Source organism: Nocardiopsis moroccensis, assembly GCF_055763695.1.
In genome coordinates, this window is sequence record NZ_CP199747.1 from 2566050 (window position 1) to 2586960 (window position 20911).

General features: G+C 72.8%; 20 protein-coding genes. 6 read left to right on the forward strand and 14 right to left on the reverse strand.

Going from position 1 to position 20911, the window contains the following annotated elements; genetic code table 11:
* The first annotated feature begins 31 nt into the window (after positions 1–31).
* A complete protein-coding gene (locus tag ACUKCB_RS11385) occupies positions 32–220 on the forward strand; it encodes a hypothetical protein (protein WP_473040482.1) in 189 nt (62 codons plus the stop codon).
* A gap of 129 nt (positions 221–349) precedes the next feature.
* Here ACUKCB_RS11385 and ACUKCB_RS11390 read toward each other — a convergent pair whose 3' ends face one another.
* Both ACUKCB_RS11390 and ACUKCB_RS11395 read right to left on the reverse strand, forming a co-directional pair.
* Complete coding sequence (locus tag ACUKCB_RS11390) at positions 350–1297, reverse strand: CRISPR system precrRNA processing endoribonuclease RAMP protein Cas6 (protein WP_473040483.1); 948 nt, start codon at positions 1295–1297, stop codon at positions 350–352.
* A gap of 351 nt (positions 1298–1648) precedes the next feature.
* Positions 1649–2191, reverse strand: a complete 543-nt coding sequence (locus ACUKCB_RS11395) for a DUF1697 domain-containing protein (RefSeq protein WP_473040484.1) — start codon at positions 2189–2191, stop codon at positions 1649–1651.
* 121 nt (positions 2192–2312) lie between these two features.
* Between ACUKCB_RS11395 and ACUKCB_RS11400 the strand changes: the two genes are divergently transcribed.
* Positions 2313–3368 (forward strand): hypothetical protein, encoded by a 1056-nt coding sequence (locus tag ACUKCB_RS11400; RefSeq protein ID WP_473040485.1) that lies wholly within the window; start codon positions 2313–2315, stop codon positions 3366–3368.
* Positions 3369–3428: 60 nt separating this feature from the next.
* Here the strand turns inward: ACUKCB_RS11400 and ACUKCB_RS11405 are convergent, their stop codons facing one another.
* Positions 3429–5177, reverse strand: a complete 1749-nt coding sequence (locus ACUKCB_RS11405; RefSeq protein WP_473040486.1) for a solute symporter family protein — start codon at positions 5175–5177, stop codon at positions 3429–3431.
* Entirely contained in the window at positions 5177–5614 is a 438-nt protein-coding gene (locus ACUKCB_RS11410) for a DUF485 domain-containing protein (RefSeq protein WP_473040977.1), read from the reverse strand. The genes ACUKCB_RS11405 and ACUKCB_RS11410 overlap by 1 nt, the downstream gene beginning before the upstream one ends.
* 524 nt (positions 5615–6138) lie before the next feature.
* On the opposite strand from ACUKCB_RS11410, the gene ACUKCB_RS11415 reads away from it, so the two are divergent.
* On the forward strand, positions 6139–6411 hold the full coding sequence (locus ACUKCB_RS11415; RefSeq protein WP_473040487.1) for a hypothetical protein: 273 nt from the start codon (positions 6139–6141) through the stop codon (positions 6409–6411).
* Between the two features lie 162 nt (positions 6412–6573).
* Here the strand turns inward: ACUKCB_RS11415 and ACUKCB_RS11420 are convergent, their stop codons facing one another.
* Positions 6574–7656, reverse strand: coding sequence for a GNAT family N-acetyltransferase (locus tag ACUKCB_RS11420; protein ID WP_473040488.1), 1083 nt, complete (start codon positions 7654–7656; stop codon positions 6574–6576).
* Positions 7657–7659: 3 nt separating this feature from the next.
* Positions 7660–8388, reverse strand: a complete 729-nt coding sequence (locus ACUKCB_RS11425; protein ID WP_473040489.1) for a GAF and ANTAR domain-containing protein — start codon at positions 8386–8388, stop codon at positions 7660–7662.
* Here ACUKCB_RS11425 and ACUKCB_RS11430 point away from each other — a divergent pair.
* Positions 8382–8720, forward strand: a complete 339-nt coding sequence (locus ACUKCB_RS11430; protein WP_473040490.1) for a sigma factor-like helix-turn-helix DNA-binding protein — start codon at positions 8382–8384, stop codon at positions 8718–8720. The two genes, ACUKCB_RS11425 and ACUKCB_RS11430, sit on opposite strands and share 7 nt — an antisense overlap.
* A 9-nt stretch (positions 8721–8729) precedes the next feature.
* Positions 8730–9044, forward strand: coding sequence for a sigma factor-like helix-turn-helix DNA-binding protein (locus ACUKCB_RS11435; protein WP_473040491.1), 315 nt, complete (start codon positions 8730–8732; stop codon positions 9042–9044).
* Between the two features lie 333 nt (positions 9045–9377).
* On the opposite strand, the gene ACUKCB_RS11440 is transcribed toward ACUKCB_RS11435, so the two are convergent.
* Together ACUKCB_RS11440 and ACUKCB_RS11445 are read right to left on the reverse strand one after the other, a co-directional pair.
* On the reverse strand, positions 9378–10442 hold the full coding sequence (locus ACUKCB_RS11440) for an IS110 family RNA-guided transposase (protein WP_473036352.1): 1065 nt from the start codon (positions 10440–10442) through the stop codon (positions 9378–9380).
* 444 nt (positions 10443–10886) lie between these two features.
* Positions 10887–11480 (reverse strand): TetR/AcrR family transcriptional regulator, encoded by a 594-nt coding sequence (locus tag ACUKCB_RS11445; protein WP_473040492.1) that lies wholly within the window; start codon positions 11478–11480, stop codon positions 10887–10889.
* Positions 11481–11546: 66 nt separating this feature from the next.
* Here ACUKCB_RS11445 and ACUKCB_RS11450 point away from each other — a divergent pair, with 66 nt between their 5' ends.
* Complete coding sequence (locus tag ACUKCB_RS11450) at positions 11547–12590, forward strand: DUF2867 domain-containing protein (RefSeq protein WP_473040493.1); 1044 nt, start codon at positions 11547–11549, stop codon at positions 12588–12590.
* Here the strand turns inward: ACUKCB_RS11450 and ACUKCB_RS11455 are convergent.
* The 6 genes from ACUKCB_RS11455 to hutH all read right to left on the reverse strand — a co-directional run bounded on the left by ACUKCB_RS11455 (position 12587) and on the right by hutH (position 20712).
* Positions 12587–13537, reverse strand: a complete 951-nt coding sequence (locus ACUKCB_RS11455) for an IS481 family transposase (RefSeq protein ID WP_473040978.1) — start codon at positions 13535–13537, stop codon at positions 12587–12589. The genes ACUKCB_RS11450 and ACUKCB_RS11455 overlap by 4 nt on opposite strands.
* A 125-nt stretch (positions 13538–13662) precedes the next feature.
* Positions 13663–14886 carry an imidazolonepropionase gene (hutI, locus tag ACUKCB_RS11460; protein ID WP_473040494.1) on the reverse strand — a complete coding sequence of 408 codons (1224 nt, stop codon included), beginning with the start codon at positions 14884–14886 and terminating at the stop codon, positions 13663–13665.
* Positions 14883–16256: a formimidoylglutamate deiminase gene (locus ACUKCB_RS11465; RefSeq protein ID WP_473040495.1), complete on the reverse strand. Its 1374-nt coding sequence runs from the start codon at positions 16254–16256 to the stop codon at positions 14883–14885. Before ACUKCB_RS11465 ends, hutI begins: the two co-directional genes overlap by 4 nt.
* Complete coding sequence (locus ACUKCB_RS11470; protein ID WP_473040496.1) at positions 16253–17491, reverse strand: allantoate amidohydrolase; 1239 nt, start codon at positions 17489–17491, stop codon at positions 16253–16255. Before ACUKCB_RS11470 ends, ACUKCB_RS11465 begins: the two co-directional genes overlap by 4 nt.
* Entirely contained in the window at positions 17488–19146 is a 1659-nt protein-coding gene (gene hutU, locus ACUKCB_RS11475; RefSeq protein ID WP_473040497.1) for a urocanate hydratase, read from the reverse strand. The genes ACUKCB_RS11470 and hutU overlap by 4 nt, the downstream gene beginning before the upstream one ends.
* Before the next feature lie 18 nt (positions 19147–19164).
* Positions 19165–20712 (reverse strand): histidine ammonia-lyase, encoded by a 1548-nt coding sequence (gene hutH / locus ACUKCB_RS11480; RefSeq protein WP_473040498.1) that lies wholly within the window; start codon positions 20710–20712, stop codon positions 19165–19167.
* Positions 20713–20911 lie beyond the last annotated feature (199 nt).

Here is a 20911-nt window from a genome sequence, read left to right on the forward strand (position 1 = left end):
CCGTCCCGCTCCCAGGCCAGGAAGGCGCCCCATGCCGACCCCGCGCAGAAACGAACAGCTCCCCCGATCCGAACGCGAGCACCCCGCCTCCGACGGCGGAACCGGCCCCGCGCTGGCCCCGGAGGACCTGGTCCCGCACCTGCTCGGGCTGGCCCGGGCCCTGCGGCGGGGTGACGGGAGAACGGCCCCGGGGCCGGGGCCCCGGCAGAGCCCGATCTGAACGTCCCGGAGACAGGTGTCGGCTCCCACCCCGTCCACCGGGTGGGAGCCGACAGGGCGACCGAACGGCCGCCCGGAGGGGCACCGGCCCCCGCCCGCCGTCCTCGGGCGGGAACCGGCGGTCTGTGGGTCAGTCGAACAGGGTGCCCCCGAACTCCTCGGCCTCGGCCGCCGCGTGCGCACGGGCCTCCACCGACCGGGGCGGGGTCCGGCGGACCCGGTGGGGCGCCCGGCCGGAGCGCGGAGCGGGGACCGCGGCGGCGCTCCGACCGCGGGTGACGGTGTCCACCTGCACCGACCCGAAGCCCTGCGCGGTGTACTTGCCGACCCCGGCCAGTTCCAGGAGCTCCAGCAGGGCGGCGAAGGTGGCGGTGTCCTGATTCCCCCCGCCGAACACCTCCAGGAGAAGGCCGCCGCGCCAGCCCAGCACCGTCCGGTTCTCCGCGTGGTGGTGTTCGCACAGTCGCACCTCATGTCCCGGCAGGGCCGAGCGCCGGACCCGGGCCAGCCCGGCCAGCGCCTGCTCCAGCCAGGGGACGGCCAGGGCGGGCGGAGCGAAGCGGGCCACCGCACCCAACGCGCCGCTGCCGCCGACGATCCCGCCGCCGGAACGGTGCACGGCTCCGAAGAGGCGCCGGGGGCTGGGCCAGATGTGCGGGACGCGCTCACCGGAGGTGTCCCGGGTGGTCGTCACGACGGGTGTGCGGGTGCGCACCTCGGCGGCGCGCACGGCGGCGGGGCCGCTCGGCGGGGTGAGCATCTCGGTGTAGGTGCGGTCGAAGGTCCGGGTGACCGAGAGGGGTTCGAGTACGTGGTCGCCGATGCGCTGGACCGCGCCGAGCAGCTCGCCGGGGTCCAGGGGCGCCGGGTCGGCGTCGTCCAACCAGGTCAGGGTCCAGTGGTGGAGCCGGTCGCCCAGGGGCCGGGGCCACCCGTTCATCGCCCAGCGCTTGGGCGCGGTGTGCTCCGACGCCGGTTGCGGCCACCAGTGGTTGAGCAGCCCGTGACAGTCCTCCGGCCGGATCGGCCGCGCCGCGTCAGCGTGGTCCCGCAGAATCACCGTCCACCGTCTGGGCACGGACACCACCCCTTCACGTGGTCGCACCGGCGGTGCTCCGACCGCCGTACTCAGTTCACCGCTGACTCCTCTCGGACAGTCCCCACCACCGGCCCCGGCCCAACCGCGGTGATCTTGCTACCAGGGGCAATTTCGGCGCCGTAGTTGCCCCTGGTAGCAAGATCACCGGGAAAAAGGGGACCCGAACCCGACCCGGCAACAAACGGGCCCCAACCGGCGACGAGTCTGTGGACCACAGATGCCGACCGGACCGAAGCAACGTCACCCCTCCTTGGTAATGGCTGGTGCTGGTAGAGGCGATCCTCAGCCACAAGGGGCGTCAGGCCCGGGACCTCAGGCCCGGAACCCCCCTCAGCCGCCCTCGGCTATCTCCAGCAGACGCAGGACCGTACGCCAGTTGCGTGCCGTGACGGTCCCGGGGACCCGGTTGACCAGCAGGTCGGGATACCTGGCATACCGGATCCCCCGCTCGTGCCGGGTGTAGGCCGCGTCCGGCCCCAGGGCCAGGTGTTCGTCCGGGTACCCGGCCGGGTCCACGTCGGACAGCACCCGGGGGTCGATCGGCGAGGAGCTGAACAGCACCAGGAACCGGGCGGGGTCGGGCACCTCCAGGGGATTCTCGGCCACCGTCGCGCGCAGCCGGTCCCGGGTGCGCACCACGGTCGGAACGTCCAGGCCGAGTTCGGCGGCGATCGCCGCACGGATCCGGGACGCCACCCTGTCCGGCGCGGCCGGGCCCGCCCCGGGCGCGGTGAGGACGGCGTTGCCGCTCTGGATGTAGGTGGCGACGTCGGTGTACCCGAGTCCGGTCAGCAGGGACCGAAGGTCGGCCATGGGCACCTTCCGGTGCCCGCCGACGTTGATCCCGCGCAGCAGTACGACGTATCTGGTCACGGGGTCATCCTGCCCGACCCCTGGGACAGTCCGGGTGTGCCCGCCTCGCTTGTCCTCCCTGACCGCCAGGGACCACAATGGCCTGGCCACACCGGAGCACCGACCGAAGCGGAGGGGACGCATGCCCCGCCTGAGCCACACCCTGGACCTGTCCTCCGCGGACCGGGACGACCTCGCGCGCACGGTGTCCGCGGTGTACGAGGTCCTGCGCCGCGCCCGCTTCGACGGCACCGGGGAGCTGCTCCTGCCCCGCGAGCCGGAGCGGGAGCGGCTCCGGGGACGGGCCGAGGAACTGGGACTGCTCCTGTCCGCTGAGGAGCGTCGGGAAAGGGAGCGGACGGACCGGGGGCGACTGGCCGACGTCCCGGGGCCCGACCCCGCCGAGGCGCCGGAAAGCGACACGGAGCGGGAACTGCGGGCCCGGGACCTCGCGGACGAGGCCGCCGTGGGCGAGGCGGCCCCCTCCCTGAGGCTGCTCGACGGGGAGCACCTGGCCCCGGGGAGCAGGTACCTGCTGACCGAGGTGGACGCCGAGGGAAGGCCCGTCCTGGACCAGGGCGGCGAGGGGTGGCTCGGTACCGACCTGACCGTCACCGCCTGGGACGAGACGGGTGTGTGTTCGGTCGACTTCGCGATGCGCGGGGACGAGGCACCCGGTGGGTCCGAGGCTCCCCCGGCCACCCGCGGAAGCGTGGTCCACGACCACGCGCGTCAGACCCTGGTGATCAGCGCGGACCTGAGCTTTCCGGTGCAGAGCGCGCTGGCCCGCTGGGGCTCGAACCTGTTGACGGCCCGGGTCAGCGCCCGGTTGGACCTGCGCGCCTGGTTCTCGGCGGCCTCCGGGGCCACGGTCGATCCGCCCCTGACCCTGGAGGTGGAGCACCGCCTGGTCCGCGGGCGAGCCACGGCCGTGCCCGCCCCGGCGCCGCACGGGCGGTGGTCGGTGACCGGTGAGTTGGACGTACGCGGCCGCGGGCTGTCCCGGCCGCTGGTGGCCGCGGCCGCGTGGGCCCTGCTGCGTTCGATCCGCCGGGCCGAGGGCGCCTCCGTGGCGGAACACGCCGCCGCCTTCGAGCGCGACTGGGACGAGACCGTCCGGGTACTGCCCGACCTCCCGGGGTTCCTGCACGAGATGGCCGAGTCCGTGGCCACGGCCGAACCCAGCGGCCGGGACTGAGGCCCGTCGTCCCGCCGTTCCCGGGCCGGGGACGGACCCGGCCCGGGCGGGCACGACCGCTCAGCTCCGGTCGGCGCCCCACCCGGTGAGGGAGCGCACCCGCAGCTCGGTGAAGCGGGCGCTGTTGCGTTCGGGTGAGAGCAGGCTCCCGAGGACGGCGCAGGCGAAGCCGACGGGCACGGCGACCAGCGCGGGGTTCTCCATCGGGAAGAGCTGGATGTCGACCCAGGCGGGCAGCACCGACAGGTTCTCACCGGTGACGGGGTCGGTCTTGCCGGACACCACCGGGGAGAACAGCATCAGCAGCAGGGTCGCGGACAGGCCGCCGTAGATCCCCCACTCCACCCCCCTGGTGTTGAAGCGGCGCCAGAACAGGGTGAGGACGATGACGGGCAGGTTGGCGGCGGCCGCGATGGCGAAGGCCAGCCCAACCAGGAAGGCGACGTTCTGTTCCTGGGCCTGCACGGCCAGGGCGATGGCGACCGCGCCGATCACGCAGGCGGAGAGGCGGGCCACACTCATCTCCTGGGACTCGCGGGGACGTCCCCACATCAGGATGTGGCCGAACAGGTCGTGCGCGATCGAGGAGGAGGAGGCCAGGGTGAGGCTGGCGATGACCGCGAGGATGGTGGCCAGGGCGACCGCGGAGATCAGCGCGAGCAGCACGGCGGCGCCCGCGGGACCGGCGGCCCGGCTGCCGAGCTCCTCGGCGAGCATGGGGACCGCGGAGTTGCCGGAGGGGTCCAGGGCCATGATGCGTTCCGAGCCCACCAGGGCCGCGGCGCCGAACCCCAGGGCGAGGGTCATCAGGTAGAAGGCGCCGACCATCACGATGGTGCGGTTGACCGAGGAGCGGGCGGCCCGGCCGTCGGTCACCGTGTAGAAGCGGATGAGGATGTGCGGCAGCGCGACGGTGCCCAGGACCAGGGCCAGACCCAGACTGATCAGGTCGATCTTGTTGAAGAAGGTCTGCGCCGCGTCGCCGGGGACCTCCACGCCCAGGCGCAGCCCGGGTTCGAGGAAGGCCGCCCCGTGCCCGCTGGCCTCGGCAGCGCTGCCGAGCAGGGCCCTGGGGTCGAAGGAGAACAGGGCCAGCACCATCACGGTGAGCAGCCCGGTGGCGGTCAGCAGTGCCACGGCCTTGATGATCTGCAGCCAGGTGGCGGCCTTCATCCCGCCGTACATGACGTAGACGATCATCAGTACGCCCACCAGGACGATCGCGCCGGTGCGGGCCTGGTCCGCGCCCAGTCCCAGGAAGGTGCCGCCGTCGTGCAGACCGAGCAGGACGGCGACCAGGGCTCCCGCCCCGACCATCTGGGCCACCAGGTAGAAAACGCACACGATCACCGTGGAGACGGTGCAGGCCAGGCGTACCCGCATCCGCCGCATCCGGAAGGCGGGCAGGTCAGCCATGGTGAAACGGCCGGTGTTGCGCATCAGCTGGGCCATCGGCAGTACCAGCAGCCAGGCCACCAGGAAGCCGATGGAGTACAGGAAGCCGTCGTAGCCCTGGAGGGCGATCATCCCGGCGATGCCGAGGAAGGAGGCGGCGGACAGGTAGTCGCCGGTGAGGGCGAGGCCGTTCTGGGTGCTGGAGAAGCCGCGGCCTCCCGCGTAGAAGTCGACGGCGCCCTTGGTCGTGTGCCGGGCCCGGACCGTGACGGCCAGGGTGACCAGGACGAACAGGGCGCACAGGCCGATGGTCCAGGCGTGCGCGACGCCGAACTGGCCGCTGAGCACACTTCCCGGGTCCGGTGCGGCCGCCGGGTGGAGGGCGGTTCCCGGGAGCGGGATCACGGTACCCATCAGCCGATCACCCGTCCGCTGATCGTCTCCTCGTCCCGGGCCCGGTCCCGGATCTCCTCGGCCAACGGGTCGATGGAAAGCGTGGAGAAACGACAGAACGCCCAGGCGAGGACGAAGGTGAGCAGGAACTGCCCGACGCCCAACACCAGGGCGACATTGACGGATTCGACGATCTGCACACTCATGAAATCGCGCGCGTAGGCGGAAAGGAGGAGATAGGCCGTGTAACTGAACAGGAAGGCTCCCACCAACGCTCCCGCCTGAAGTGCGAACCTCCTACGGAGTTTCACGAAACTCGGATCCACGGACATGCGCTCGCAGGCGTGTGCCATATCGGCCTCGGCGCGCAGGCGCGCCGATCTCCCACCGCCGGGGCGCGCCCCCTCCCCAGCGCTGTCACCACGCCTTCTGGGCGCACCTTCCATGTACTCGACCACGACCATCCCCCTGAACACGGCAAACGCACCCCGCGCACGCGGGGCCCACTCGTACGGCACCGGACCCGCTCCCCCACGGCCTCCGGTCCTTCCCTCGGCGCGCGCCGACAAGGGCGCTGCGGCCGGTTTCCCGGGGCGACCCGCCGGCTGCGGCCGACGGCCCCTCCCCGGGGTGGCCATCACACTAACCACACCCCGGGCGCCGTGTTCACCAAATACACAAATCGGCTGGTGCGAATATCCGCGACGGGAACAGGAAAAGGGACGAAAGACATTGTCCGCCCCCGGATCGAATCCCCGAACCGACGGCGACCGGGATCACAGTGCCCGCCCCCGAACGGACTGCCTGGTCACCCGGGCCACACGCGGCGCTCGGCGGCGCAGCGACCCCTCCGACTTCGCTAGGCTTCGGGGCGACCCCGACCCATCACGGAAACCCGGCTCATCACCCGTTTCCGCTTTCGTACACGTGTATGATTGCGGGGTCCGCACTGTTCACGCGATATCGAAGGGAAATCCCCGCCGTGGTCACCGAGGTCTTCACGCGCAAGTACTGCGACCCCCACGCCGTCCGCGAGGAGAAGGTCGAGGCCTCTGAGGTCATCCAGTTCGCCTGGGAGGGCGCTGTCCGCGAGGTCGACGCCTGCGAGGAGTGCTTCAAGGAGCACGAGACCCGCTACGAGCCCCTCGTCGACTACTCGCGTCCGGTGAAGAAGCGTCGCGCCACCAAGAAGTCCGCGCCCGCCGCCGAGAAGCCCCAGGGCTCCGACAACGCCGCGGACAGCGACAACAACTAGGTTTCGCTTCCGCGGCCCCACCCGGGGACACGGAAGGACGGCCTCATCGCGTCAACCGCGAGGCGGGGGCCGGCGGCCACCGCGGTGGCCGCCGGCCCCCGCCCTCGTCCGCGCCTCGGAGGCCCCGGGGCCCGGCCCGAACGCCCCGCGAAACGGACGGGGTCAGCCCGGCCCCGTCAGCCGCGCCACCTGGCCGCCGCGCCGGTTCCGGGCAGCGAACCCGCCCTGGACCGCCTCCGCGACCGGCAGTCGGGCGTGCACGTACGTCCCCTCCCGGGCCTGGACCGAGGCACCGGAACGGCGCATGATCCTCAGCATCGCGGTGTTGGCGAGCGTGGTCTCGGCACGCACCTCGGCCAGTCCCCAGTCCGCGGCGACGACCGTGAGCGCACGGGTCAGCGCGGTGCCCACCCCGCGCCCCTGCCAGGCGTCCTCCACCAGGAAGGCAATCTCGCCCACCCCCGGGTCCAGCGTGTACATCAGGTGGCCCAGCGCCACCGGTTCCTCCTGGCCGTGCGGGCGCACCGCGACGGTCAGACCACGCTCCGCGTCACAGAACACCCGCAGCATGTGCGCCCCCGGTTCGCTGACGCCCGCGAAGTAGCGGTTGCGCAGGGTCCCCGGCGAGCAGCGGCGGTGCAGGGCTCGCAGGGCCGCGGCCTCGGTCTCGTGCACCTGGCCGAGGCAGAGCCCGAGACCCTCGGCAGTGTGGATGACGCGGTCGGCGGGCACCGGTCCGGCGGAGGGCATGACCGAACGCACCAGGGCGTCGGCCCGGCTGGCCTCGGTCCAGGTGAAGGGGTGCGATTCCCGACTGACCAGGACCCCGCGCAGCGGTCCGACGGGGACCAGCATCGAGGTGCCCCGGTCCACCTCTCCGGGAGCCGGGTTGGTCCACCGGGCGCCGTCGGCCAGCAGGAGCTCGGCCAGCGCCCCGGGGAGCCGGTTCGGGTGGGAGCGCAGCCGTGCGGTGAGCAGCAGGGCCCGGGTGACGTCGTCACCGACCTCGCGCCGCCGGGCGGCGACGGCCGTCACGGTACCGGCGGGACACTGTCGGGACAGCTCCCGGACCGCGTCGTCCGGGCCTCGCGGAAAGTCCACGACCAATTCGTCGACCACACCGCGGACGTCGGTGTGCACGGACAGGCCGACGATGTTCCCGCCGTGTTCGGCGAGGGTGTTGACGACCCCGGAAAGGCCGCCGGGGCGGTCCTCGACCGCCGTACGGACACGCCACAGGCTCACGGGCTACCTCCTCGCGCAGCGCGGGCGGTACCCTCCGCCGCTCCACGACACTGTGCCGCGGCGGAGGTACGCGCACCGACGTGGTTCCACTGTGGCGGCCCGAGGTTTCGCTGCGGTTAGGCGCCCGTTGAGTTCGATGTCGGCCGGGGCCGACCAACCGGAGACCAGGTCGTCGGCGATCTCGTCCACCATGCGGCCGACGGAGAACGCGTGGGCCCGCAGTTTCGCCAGCGCCTGCTCCGCGGACACACCCGGACCCGAGATCAGTATCCCCGTCGCCTGGTGGACCTGGGCTCGTTCCAGGGGCAGGGCCACGACCCAGTCCCCGTGGAGTGAGTCCACCCGCAGCGCGAGCAGGGCCAACGTGGCGATGTCGACGACGCGCAGAGCGGTGGTCACTTCCTCGGCCGACAACCATCCCGGCTCACGGCGGTACATGTCCAGGGCCCCGATCGTGATCGCCCCGCGTTGCAGGGGGAAGGCGAAGATCGCTCCGACCGGGTACGCGCCGATCTCGGTGGCGAACACCGGCCAGCGAGTTCCCGGGACGGCGGCGAGGTCGAGGACCAGGGTCGGCCTGCGTCTCTCGTACGCCTCGTAGGAGGGCCCTTCGCCCAGGCTTTCCCGCAACCGCTGGATCCGGTCCCTCGCCTCGTCGCCGGTGTGCAGCGCCTCCCGCGTCCGGACGGTACACCCCCGATCAGGGCTCGGCGCCGGCCTGGGTGATGGCACTGGCACAGCGCACGGTGGTGGAGCGGATCCGCTCCGCCCCGCGCGAGGCCGCGTACGCCCGGATCGAGTCCGCACCCACCGGGTCCGTCGGCGTCGAACCCGGCCCCGGACCCCCTCCCTCCACCGCCGCGCAACGCAGGGCCGTCCTCCTGGCCTACTACCGGGGGTGCACCTCCGAGCAGATCAGCACCGTCCTCGGGGTACCGCACCGGACCGTGGCGACCATGATCCACTCCGAACGGATGCACCTGCGGGCGCGTCTGCGCCTGGTGGACCACGGCGTCCCCGGCGGGGCCACCACCGCCGCCGCTGCCGACGCGGAGGGGTGGTGAGAACTGCCGGTGAGCACCGATCTGACCTGGGCCGCGCCCGCCACCGAGGACATCGACCGCGGGGTGGAGCTCAGCGACACCGAACACGCCCGTGAGGCGCTCTTCGCCGGCGGCCCCGCCCTTTTCGGCGGCGGCGCCGACCACCGGGCGCTGAGGGCGGCGCTCCGCCGGCTACCCCCGGCCGAGCGCCGCGTCGTCCGTATGCGCCTGTCCGGCCACGAGTCCGCTGACGCCATCGCCGACGCCCTGGACCTGCCCCGACCCCGTGTCGTGCTGCTCCTGACACGGGGCCTGGCACGGATCCGCCATGACCTCCTGACCTGACCACGAGGTCCCCCGCACGTGGGGCGCGCGGTGTTTCGCGGGGGCGAGCACCGCACGCCCCACAGCTCTTCTCGGCCCGGTCGGGCGAATCGGCCCCGGCACCTCCTCATCCCGGGCGCGACGCGGACCGCGCGCACCCGCAGGGCTCATCCGACGGAGTGACGTTGCTTCGGTTCGGTGGACACCTGTGGTTTGTCGTCGGCCTGGAGTACCCCGTCCGCTGACGGTTCGGGGATCCCGCCCACCACCGGCTCAAGAGGGCCCTGTTTCCGGCCGTGTGAGTACGGCCGTCTTCGCTGTGCGGGTCACCTTTTTCGCGGTGACGCTTCTATGTCAAGTGGCGGGCTGAAGAGAGACAACAGCCCGCTCTCTCACCACTTGATCAGCGACCATCGCCCGATACACCACATCCATCAAATGCCGCTTCAACGCCCGATACGCACCCTTGGTGCCCTTGGCCTCCTGCCGGGAACGCACGAACTCCCGGGCCGGCCCATGGAACCGGGCCTGCACCACAGCGATCGAGTGCAGCGCCCGGTTCACCTGCCGGTTCCCACCCCGATGCAACCGGTGCCGCTGGCGCCCCGAGGAGAACACCGGGATCGGCGCGCACCCCGCCCACCGGGCCATCCTCGCCGAGGTCTTGAACCGCGACACGTCCCCTACCTGCGAAAGCAACACCGCAGCCCAGACCACACCCACACCACGAATCCCCAACAGGTTCGGCGCCAACGGCTCCACCAACTCCTTGAGCCGCCGCTCCACCCCAGCGATACGCACCAACAGCGTGTGCACCTCACCCAGCTGCTCGGCCAGCGCCCATCGCACCACCTCACCCAGCTCGGCCCCCTCCACCAGCGCACGCACCCGTCCCACCTTGGCCCGGGTGGCCAACGCACCCTTGCCCAGGTTGTGGTCCAGTTCCCGGTGCAGCATCGCCAGCACCCGGTTGGTCAGGGCCACCCGCCGCCGCACCAGGTCCTGGCGCAGATCCACCAGCACACGCACCTGCCGCACCAGCGGATCGAGACGGTGGCGGGCCAGATCAGGGTCGGCCATCGCCGCGCGGGCCACCGCCACCGCGTCGATCACGTCGGACTTGGCGCCCACCGCCCCGCTCAGGCGGCGGTGGGCGGCCATCGCGCGCGCCGGCACCCACACCACTTCCTGGCCCGCCCCCAACAAGGCGTCAGCGATGGCCCGGCCCAGCCCGGGGCCGCCCTCGATCGCCCACAACACCGGGGCATCGCCCGCCAGAGGGCGGATCCAGGCCAGGAGCTCGCCCAGGGCCTGCGGGCCCGCGGTGACCTTCTTGGCAGTGCCCAGCCGGGTGCCGTCATCGGCCAGCGCGAGGGCCTGGTGCATGTTCTTGTGCGGATCGATGCCCACTGTCACCATGGTGGTGTCCTGTCTTTCCTTTGTTCAGGAACGGGACGACTACCAGGGCCCTGGCCCGGGGGACAGATCTACTGTGAGTTATCGGCTGCACAGGCTTCTATGAGGTCACTCCCGCGGCCAGGGTCTTGGCCTGCGGGTGCTGGTGGACAGGTCACGACAAGGTCCACGTGGGACAGATCTTGCTGGAGTCACCCCAGCCCCGCTGTCGGGCGGCTCCCGTCGAAACCCTCCCGACACACACCAGGATGAACCAGTAGATCTTGCTACCAGGGGCAACTTCGGCGCCCATTTCGCTCCTGGTAGCAAGATCACCGCGACTAGGGAGGTTCGGGAACCGCCCCCGTCATCCCTCATCACCGTAGAGAGCCCGGCTGCCGCTGTCGCGCAGCAGGCGAACCGAGGCAACGTCAGGGGCGCTCTCCCGTCGGGCGAACCGAGGCAACGTCAGGAGCTCTCCCCCGTGCCGACGAGGCTGCCGAGCACGAAGTCCAGGTAGGCCGAGGCGTCCCCACCGGTCGGCAGTACCCCGGGGGCCGCGTGCACGAGCTGGGTGTGCCCCATCCAGGTGGTGAAGACGAGCAGTGCGTGGTGTCGGGCCGAGGCCGGGGGCACGCCGAGCTCCTCGTAGAGATCGGCGACGTAGGCGATGCGCCGCTCGGTGACGCGACCGACGGCGGGGGCCACGAGCGGGTGCTCGGCGGCAGCGAGCAGCGCGACCTCGATGCGGTTCTCGGCCGCCTCGGTCTCCCCCGAGGTCACGTCGAGGAACAGACGGCGCAGCCTGGCACGGGCGTCCGGTTCCTCCTCCACCCTGGCGATGACGGCTTCGGTGTGCTGCTGTTCCCACAGCCGCAGTGCCGCCTCCACGAGTGCGTCGCGGTTGGCGAAATGCCAGTAGAAACTCCCCTTCGTCGCGCCCAGCCGCGCGGCGATCGGCTCGACGGCCACGGCCGCGATCCCACCGTCCCCGATCGCGGTGAGGGCCGCGCGGGCCCAGTCCCCCGCGGTGAGCCGTCTACGGGTCTTCTCGTTCGCCATCCCCGTACGGTACCGTATGGAAACGAACCATACGGTTGCGTATGGTGAAGGTCGACGGAGGTCACCGTGAGACTCGTCCGCAACACCCACGAACGCGTCGTCCCCGCTTCCGCCGAAGCGGTCGGCGAGCTGCTCGCCACGCTCGGCGGCGACGGGGACCGCCTGTGGCCGAACCCGGCCTGGCCTCCGATGCGCCTGGACCGACCGCTGTCCGTCGGTGCCGACGGCGGGCACGGGCCGATCCGCTACCGGGTGAGCGCACACGCCCCCGGCCGCCGGGTGCGCTTCACCTTCCACCCGGGGACGGGGCTCCGCGGCTTCCACGAACTCGTGGTCGAACCCCTCCCCGACGACAGGGCCCTGCTGCGCCACCACGTCGAAGCCGCGCCCCGGGGGGCCATGCGCCTGCTGTGGCCCCTCGCGGTCCGCCCCCTGCACGACGCCGTGGTCGAGGACCTGCTCGACAACGCCGAGCGCGCCTTCGCGGCACGGCCGCCCCGACCGGCCCGCTGGTCGGCGTGGGTGCGCCTCCTGCGGATCACCGAACGGCCGCGCACCAGGCCCTGCCCGGTCCCGGAGGGCGCCCGGCTCGCGCGCGGTGCGTTCGACGACCCCCACCACACCGGCGCCTTCACGGTGGAGCACCGCCCCGGTGTCAGCACCGATCCGCAGGAGTGGGCGGACGCGGTCTTCCGGGATCCGCCGCGCTGGGTCCTCGCCCTCCTGTACCTGCGCGAGGCTCTGGTGGGGCTGGTCGGCATCGAACGCGCGGGCCGGTCCGCCTTCGACACGCTCTCCTCGCGTCCGGCGGAGGTCCTGCTCGGAACCGATTCGGGCCATCTCGACTTCCGCGTCTCGCTCCTGGTCCGCGAACGGTCGGTCACGCTCACCACGGTGGTGCGGCTGAAGAACCGGCGCGGGCGGATGTACTGGGCCGTGGTCCGACAGCTGCACCCCGTCGTCGTGCGCGGTATGCTCCGCCGGGCCGCGCACCGGCTGGCCGACCGGGCACGGGACGGGCGGTACGGCGCGGAGGGTCCGCGAGCGGGTGGAACGGACCCCGGGCACGGGGTGGGCCCACGCCAGGGGCTCGGGAGAGCAGGGGGCTAGGTGTACTGCCCTGAGAGGTTAGGTACGCGGGTGGCGGGAGGGCCGCTGATCGCGGTGTGGAACCGGTGGTGATTGTAGTGGTGCAACCATGCCGGGAACGCCTCCCGCCTCCGCGTCTCGCTGGTGTAGGGGCGGGCGTAGGCCCATTCCTGGGCCAGGATCCGGTTGAAGCGCTCCACCTTGCCGTTGGTCTGGGGCCGGTAGGGGCGGGTGCGCTTGTGCTTGATGCCCTGGGCGTGAAGCACATCGCGCCAGGTGTGGGACTTGTAGCAGGCCCCGTTGTCGGTCAACACCCGCTCCACCGCGATGCCCACCGAGGCGAAGTAGGCGTGGGCGCGCTTCCAGAACCCGGTGGCGGTCTCCTTCTTCTCGTCGGGCAGGATCTCTGAGTAGGCCAGGCGGGAGTGGTCGTCCACGGCGTTGTGGATGTAGGCGTAGCCGGCCCCGGAGCGGTGTTTGCGGCCCTGGGCGCGTCCCAGGCTCTTGTGGCCGCCGCCATGGGGGATGTTGCCGCTCTTCTTGATGTCCACGTGCACGAGTTCGCCGGGGCGTTCGCGCTCGTAGCGGCGCACGGTGCGCCCGGTGGCCCGGTCGGTGTGGGTCAGGCGGGGCATGCGGTAGCGGGTCAGGATCCGGTGCACGGTCGAAGCGTGCATGCCCAGGTGTCCGGCGATGCGGGCCGGTCCCCACCGCTGGGTAACGCGGAGCTTGATGACGCGGCGCTCACATCGGGTGGGGGTGCGCAGGGGTGAGTGGGCCGGGCGGCTGGGACGGTCGCCCATGCCCGCCTTGCCGTGTGCGCGGTAGCGGCCCGCCCAGCGTTTGGTGGTGGTGACCGCGACCTGGAAGCGTTCGGCGGCCCGGCGCAGCGGCCATTTGTCCTCGACCACGCAGCGGGCCAACGCGAGGCGTCCGGTGGGTGTGAGCTTGGCGTTGGCATGGGTAATATGGGCCACGGAGGGCCTCCTGACCTTCTTCAGGTGTTGATCTAGACAATCCACACCTATGTCGGAGGCCCTCTCTTGCTGTCAAATCATTGCCGGGCTGTACTCAACCTCTGTGGTCAGTACAGCTAGGGCCGTCCGGAGACCAGTCCCCCGTCCTTCCACACCGCGGCGATCTGGGGGACGCCGGGTCGGTAGGCCAGGTAGAGGTGGTTCGGAGCGTCGAGCATCGTGAGGTCGGCGCGTGCCCCCGGGGCCAGGTGGCCCACGTCCTCGCGGCGCAGCGCCCGGGCACCGCCCCGGGTGGCCGCCCACACGGCCTCGTCCGGGGTCAGACCCATGTCGCGCACCGCCACCGCGATGCAGAAGGCCAGGCTCGACGTGAAGCACGACCCGGGGTTGCAGTCGCTGGCCAGGGCGACGAGCGCACCGGCGTCCACCAGGGCGCGGGCGTCGGGGTAGGGCTGGCGGGTGGAGAAGTCCACCCCGGGCAGCAGGGTGGCCACCGTGGGTTCGGAGCGCCCGGCCGCCTGGGCCAGAGCGTCGACGTCCTCGGCGCTCAGGTAGGTGCAGTGGTCGACCGAGGCCGCCCCCAGTTCCACCGCCAGCCGGACCCCGGGCCCCTCGCCCAGCTGGTTGCCGTGGACCCGGGGCAACAGGCCCCGTTCCATGCCCGCGGTGAGCACCCGGCGCGAGGCCTGCTCGTCGAAGGCGCCGCGCTCGCAGAACACGTCGACCCAGCGGGCGTGCGGCGCGCAGGCGTCGAGCATGGGCCCGGTCACCAGGTCGACGTAGGCGGCGGGGTCGTCGGCGTACTCGGGGGCGACCACGTGCGCGCCGAGGAAGGTGACCTCGTCGGTGACGCGGGAGGCGGCCTCCAGGGAGCGCCGTTCGTCGGCGACGGTGAGCCCGTAGCCCGACTTGACCTCCAGGGTGGTGGTGCCCTGCCCGTGCGCCTCGCGGACGAACCTCCGTGCCCCGTCGAGGAGTTCGGCGTCGGTGGCCGCGCGGGTGGCGGCCACCGTGGTGCGGATACCGCCCGCCGAGTAGGGCTGCCCGCTCATCCGGGCGGCGAACTCACGGCTGCGGTCCCCGGCGAAGACGATGTGGGAGTGGCTGTCGACGAAACCGGGCAGCACACAGCGTCCGGCGGCGTCCACCCGAGCGTCGGCGGCGGGCGCCCGGTCGCGGGGGCCCGCCCACGCGACACGGCCGTCCTCGATCACGAGAGCGGCGTCGGCGATCTCCCCGAGCGGGCCCCGTCCCAGGGCCGGATCGTTGGTGACCAGGGTGCCGATCGCGTCGACGAGGATCGTCCCGGGCACCCCGGAGGCGGTTTCGTTCTCGGTCAAAGCAGCTCCTTGATCACGGAGTCGAGTTCACTGGCGGTGTCGGGCAGGCGGGTGTGCGCCCCGTCCCGGACGGTCCACTCCCCGTCCACCATCACGTGGCGCACGTCGGCGGCCGTGGCGGCGAAGACCACGGCGTCGGTGGCGCGTTCGGGGTCGGCCCCGGCCAGACGCACACTGTCCAGGGAGACGTTGACCAGGTCGGCGCGGGCGCCGGGGAGCAGGGCACCGGCGTCGTGCCAGCCGAGCCCGGCGTGTCCGGCGGCGGTGGCGGCCCGCAGCAGGGCACCGCTGCCCAGGGTTCCCCGGCGGTGGGTGCGCAGGCGTTCGTGCAGCTCCACCGCGCGGGCCTCCTCGAACAGGTCCGACTGGACGTGCTGGTCGGTACCCAGGCTCAGCGGGACCCGGTGCGGGGCGGCCACGAGGTCTCCGGTGCGCGGCAGGCCATCGGCGAGATCGCGCTCGGTGGTCGGGCACAGGCACACCGCCGACCCGTGCTCACGGACGGTGTCCACGTCGGCGTCGGTCAGGTGGGTGGCGTGCACCAGGGTGGTGCGTTCGGTGAGCGCCCCGGCCTCGGCCAGGACCCGCACTGGGGTGAGCCCGTGGGCGGCCAGACAGGCGGCGTTCTCGGCCGGCTGTTCGGAGACGTGCACGTGCAGGGGCAGCCCCCTCCCGTCCGCGAACTCCGCCACCCGGGGCAGGTCGGCGGCGGGTACCGCGCGCACCGAGTGCGCGGCCGCACCGGTCCGGGCGTGCGCGCCCCGGGGGGTGAACGCGGCGACCCGGTCGGCCCAGGCCCCGACGGTGCCGTCGCCGAAGCGCAGTTGGGGTCCGGACAGCGGCAGGTGCGCGCCGTCCTCGCCGAGTCCGCCGGACAGGTAGCACACGTCCAGCAAGGTGAGCCGGATCCCGGCGTCGGCGGCGGCCGCCACCAGGGCGTGGCCCATGGCGTTGGGGTCGGTGTAGCGGTGTCCGCCGGGGCCGTGGTGGAGGTAGTGGAACTCGCCCACGCAGACCACCCCGGCCAGGGCCATCTCCGCGAAGACGGCCCGGGCCAGACGGTGGTAGGAGTCCGGGTCGAGGCGTTCGGCCACCCGGTACATCACCTCGCGCCAGGTCCAGAAGGATCCGCCACCGGTGTGGGTGCGTCCGCGCAGGGCCCGGTGGAAGGCGTGCGAGTGGGCGTTGGCCATGCCGGGCAGGGTCAGCCCGGTGAGGCGTTCGGCGTCGGCCGGGGGTGTGTCCACGGCCGCGACCGAGGCCAGCCGGCCCCGCGCGTCGACGGTCAGGAGCACCCCGGGCTCGGGTGCGTCTCCGCCCAGCCACGCCCACTCGCACCAGTACCGGCGCTCCCGGGAGTGTGCGTTCACGGGGCACCTCCCGGAACGGAGAGCAGGTCGGCCAGAACGTCGGCCAGGGCGGTGACCCCGGCGTGGCTGTCCTCGGGGCGGGCCCACTCCTGCGGCGAGTGCGAGACCCCGGTCGGGTTCCGCACGTACAGCATCGCCGTGGGCACGTGCGCGGAGAGCACCCCGGCGTCGTGTCCGGCCCCGGTGGGCAGGATCGGGACCGGCCCGGCGGACTCGGCGGCGCGGGTCCGCACGATCGCGGCCAGCCGGTCGCGCAGGTCGTGCGAGAACTCCACCAGCGGCGTGGTGGACTCGGCCGCCATGGTGTGGGTGACCCCGTGGTCGCGGGCGGCCCGCTCGGCCGCCTCGCGCACACCGTCCACCACCGCGGCGAGGGTGCCGGAGTCGGCGGCCCGGGCGTCCAGCCAGGCACTGACCAGTGAGGGGATGGCGTTGGTGCCGTTGGGGGCGACCAGGCTCCTGGCCACGGTGGCTCGGGCGTCGTGCTTCTCGGCCATGGCGCGGGCGGCCAGGATCGTGTGCGCGAAGGGCAGCATGGGGTCGGCACGGTCCTCCAAGCGGGTGGTGCCCGCGTGGTCGGCGCGGCCGGTGAAGTCCATCCGCCACCGTCCGTGCGGCCAGATCGCACTGGCCACGCCGACCGGGTGCCCGGTCTCCTCCAGGGCCCGCCCCTGTTCCACGTGCAGTTCGACGAAGACGTCCAGCAGGGCCAGGAGCTCGGGGTCGGGGCCGATCCCCTCGGGGTCCAGCCCCGCGTCCGCCATGGCCCGCGCCCAGGTGGTGCCGGAGGCGTCGGTGAGGGTCCGGGCGCGCGCCGGGTCGATCTCCCCGGTGCTCAGGCGGCTGCCCAGGCAGGGCACGCCGAACCGGCCGCCCTCCTCCTCGACGAACACGCCCAGGGCCAGCGGCCGTGCGGGAGTGAACCCCCGGGAGCGGAGTTCGTCCACGGCGGCCAGGGCGCTGGCCACCCCGAGCGGCCCGTCGAAGGCACCGCCGTCGGGTACGGAGTCCAGGTGGGAACCGGTGGCCACGGCCCCGGGACCGGGCGCGGGCCACCAGGCCCACAGGTTGCCGTTGCGGTCGGTCCGCACGTCCAGACCGCGGGCGGCGGCCGCCTCGGTGAACCAGGCGCGGGCGTCGGTGTCGGCGCCCGCCCAGGTGTATCGGTGGTAGCCACCGCTGTCCGCGGAGCGCCCGACGGGGGCCAGTTCGGCCCAGAGCCGGTCGAAGCTCACTCGCCCTCCTTCATGGGCACCCGGATGCCGTGGGTGCCGGCGACGCGCTCGGCCTCCTCGTAACCGGCGTCCACGTGGCGGATGACGCCCATGGCGGGGTCGTTGGTCAGGACCCGGTCGAGTTTGGCGGCGGCCAGTTCGGTGCCGTCGGCGACACTGACCTGACCGGCGTGGATGGATCGGCCCATGCCCACGCCGCCGCCGTGGTGGATGGACACCCAGGAGGCGCCCGAGGAGGTGTTGACCAGGGCGTTGAGCAGCGGCCAGTCGGCGATGGCGTCCGAGCCGTCCTTCATGCCCTCGGTCTCGCGGTAGGGCGAGGCCACCGAACCGGTGTCCAGGTGGTCGCGGCCGATGGCCAGGGGCGCGGAGACCTCACCGGAGGCCACCAGTTCGTTGAAGCGCTGCCCGGCGGCGGCGCGCTCGCCCTGGCCCAGCCAGCAGATGCGGGCGGGCAGGCCCTGGAAGGCGACCCGGTCCTGGGCCATCCGGATCCACCGCGTCAGGTGCTCGTTGTCGGGGAACAGGTCGAGGACGGCCTGGTCGGTGCGGGCGATGTCGGCGGGGTCGCCGGAGAGCGCGGCCCAGCGGAACGGACCCTTGCCCTCGCAGAACAGGGGCCGGATGTAGGCGGGCACGAACCCGGGGAAGTCGAAGGCCCTGGTGAACCCGCCCTCACGCGCCTCGTCGCGAATGGAGTTGCCGTAGTCGAAGACCTCGGCGCCCGCGTCCAGGAAGCCGACCATCGCCTCCACGTGCGCGGCCATGGACTCGCGGGCCCGGACGGTGAACTCCTCGGGTTTGGCCGCCGCCAGGTCCTTCCAGTCTCCGAACGGCACGCCCGCGGGCAGGTAGGCGAGCGGGTCGTGGGCCGAGGTCTGGTCGGTGACGATGTCGATCGGCGCGCCCCGGGACAGGAGTTCGGGGAAGATCTCGGCGGCGTTTCCCAGGACGCCGACGGACAGCGGCCGGCGCTCGTCGCGGGCGCGCACGGCCAGGTCGAGGGCCTCGTCCAGGCTGTCGGCGCGCACGTCCAGGTAGCGGTGCTCGATACGGCGGTCGATCCGGCTGCCGTCGCACTCGACCACGATCGCCACACCGTCGTTCATGGTGACGGCCAGCGGCTGGGCGCCGCCCATGCCGCCGAGCCCGGCGGTGAGGGTGATGGTCCCGGCCAACGAACCGGCGAACCTCTTCGCGGCCACGGCGGCGAAGGTCTCGTAGGTGCCCTGGAGGATGCCCTGGGTGCCGATGTAGATCCACGAACCGGCGGTCATCTGCCCGTACATGGTCAGGCCCTCGGCCTCCAGGCGGCGGAACTCGGGCCAGTTGGCCCAGTCCCCCACCAGGTTGCTGTTGGCCAGCAGCACCCGGGGGGCCCACTCGTGGGTGCGCATGATCCCCACCGGCCGCCCGGACTGCACCAGGAGGGTCTCGTCGCCCTCCAGGTCGCGCAGGGAGGCGGTGATCCGGTCGAAGCTGCGCCAGTCCCGTGCCGCCTTGCCGGTACCGCCGTAGACCACCAGGTCCTCGGGGTGCTCGGCGACCTCGGGGTCGAGGTTGTTGTGGAACATGCGCAGGGCCGCCTCCTGCTGCCAGCCCTTGGCCGACAGGGTGAGGCCGCGTGCCGCGCGGACGGTGCGTGGGTTGCTCATCGGGTTCTCCTCCGGGGGTCAGGCGAGCGGGGTGACGGACTCGGCGGCCTCGACGACCGAGCCGTCGGCGACCATCGCGGCCACGGCGGCGATCTCCGGGGCGAGGTAGCGGTCGGGGCCGGGCCCCTGGACCCGCTCGCGCACCGTGCGCAGGACGGCGCCGGTGGCGGGACCGGGCTCCAACGGTGAGCGCAGGTCGAGGGCGCGGGCGGCGGTGAGCAGCTCCACGGCCAGCACGTTGGTGAGCCCGTCCACGGCGCGGCGCAGCTTGCGTGCGGCCGACCAGCCCATGGACACGTGGTCCTCCTGCATGGCCGAGCTGGGGATGGAGTCGACGCTGGCGGGCACGGCCAGGCGCTTGAGCTCGGAGACGATGGCGGCCTGGGTGTACTGGGCGATCATGTGGCCCGAGTCCACACCGGGGTCGTCGGCGAGGAAGGCGGGCAGCCCGTGGGAGCGGGAGACGTCGAGCATGCGGTCGGTGCGGCGCTCGGCGATCGAGGCGGTGTCGGCGACGGCCACGGCGAGGAAGTCCAGTACGTAGGCGACCGGCGCCCCGTGGAAGTTGCCGTTGGACTCCACCCGCCCGTCGTCGAGGACGACGGGGTTGTCGATGACGCTGTCCAGTTCGCGCCCGGCCACGAGCAGGGCGTGGGACAGGGTGTCGCGGGCCGCACCGGCGACCTGCGGGGCGCAGCGCAGTGAGTAGGCGTCCTGGACGCGGTTGCAGTCCGGGCCCCGGTGGGAGGCGACGATCGGCGAGCCCGCGAGCATCGCGCGCAGGTTGGCGGCGGAGGCGGCCTGGCCGGGGTGCGGGCGCAGGCGCTGGAGCTCCTCGGCGAAGACCCGGTCGGTGCCGAGCAGGGCCTCGACGCTCATGGCCGCGGTGATGTCGGCGACCTTGAGCAGGCGCTCCAGGTCCATGCAGGCCATGGCCAGCATGCCGAGCATCCCGTCGGTGCCGTTGATGAGGGCCAGCCCCTCCTTGGCGCCGAGCTCCACCGGCCGGATGCCCGCCTCGGCCAGGGCGTCCGCGGCGTCCCTGAGCTCGCCGTCGGCGTCACGGACCCGTCCCTCGCCCATCAGGGCCAGGGCGACGTGGGACAGGGGCGCCAGGTCACCGGAGCAGCCCAGGCTGCCGTACTCGTGGACGATCGGGGTGACACCCGCGTTGAGCAGGGCGGCGAGGGCCTCGACGGTGGACGTCTGCACGCCCGTGTTGCCGGAGGCCAGGGTGCGCAGGCGCAGGAGCATCAGGGCACGGACGACCTCGGTCTCCACCTCGGGTCCGGCTCCGGCGGCGTGCGAGCGGATGAGCGAACGCTGGAGGTGGGCACGCAGGTCGGGGGCGATGTGCCGGGTGGCCAGGGCGCCGAACCCGGTGCTGACCCCGTAGGCGGGTACCTCGCCCCGGGCGAGCACCTCGACCCGTTCGCGGCCGTGGCGCACGGCCTTGCGGGTCTCCTCGCTGAGGGTGACGGGGGCGCCGTCGCGGGCGACGGCGAGGACCTGGGCCGGGGTGAGCGGGGCACCGCCGACGGAAACGGAAGCAACTGCTGTGGACATGCCTCCATTGCACCGCTCCCGGGACCCTGCGGGAAGTGCCAACACGTGGGTTCTGTCCGATATTTCAGACAGTTGCCCCGGCCCCCCTACCGGATCACCCGCACCTCGCACCTGAGCCCCGGCGAGCCGCACCCCAGGCGTCCCCGGGGACGAGGAGAAGCAAGCGTGACCAGCAGTGGAAGGCATCCGACCGAGCGCT